The following is a 521-nucleotide window of genomic DNA, read 5'->3' as shown; positions in this document are numbered from 1 at the left end:
TCGTGGAACTCCTCCAGGGAGGCCGCGCCCGCGTAGGTGCAGGAGCTGCGCACGCCGGCCACGATCGAGTCGATGAGGTCCTCGACGCCCGGGCGGGCCGGGTCCAGGAACATCCGGGAGTGCGAGATGCCCTCCTCGAACAGGGCCTTGCGCGCCCGGTCGTAGGTGGAGTCCTGGGAGGTGCGGTTGCTCACGGCCCGCTTCGAGGCCATGCCGAACGACTCCTTGTACTGGCGGCCGTCGGCGGTGACCTGGAGGTCGCCCGGCGACTCGTAGGTGCCGGCGAACCAGGAACCGATCATCACGTTGGAGGCGCCGGCGGCCAGCGCCATCGCGACGTCGCGCGGGTGGCGGACGCCGCCGTCGGCCCAGACGTGCTTGCCGAGCCGGCGCGCCTCGGCGGCGCACTCCAGGACGGCGGAGAACTGCGGACGGCCCACGCCGGTCATCATCCGGGTGGTGCACATCGCGCCCGGCCCGACCCCGACCTTCAGGATGTCGGCGCCCGCCTCGACGAGGTC

The 521-nt window shown here is 72.7% G+C and carries 1 protein-coding gene; it reads right to left on the bottom strand.

The features are described 5' to 3' along the window. The coding region (locus PUR56_RS16425; RefSeq protein WP_329949479.1) for an IMP dehydrogenase at nt 1-521 on the bottom strand (521 nt) is incomplete at both ends.

Origin of the sequence: Streptomyces sp. BE303 (assembly GCF_036290945.1) — a bacterium.
GTDB lineage: Bacteria > Actinomycetota > Actinomycetes > Streptomycetales > Streptomycetaceae > Kitasatospora.
This window is presented reverse-complemented; position numbering and strand designations above follow the sequence as displayed.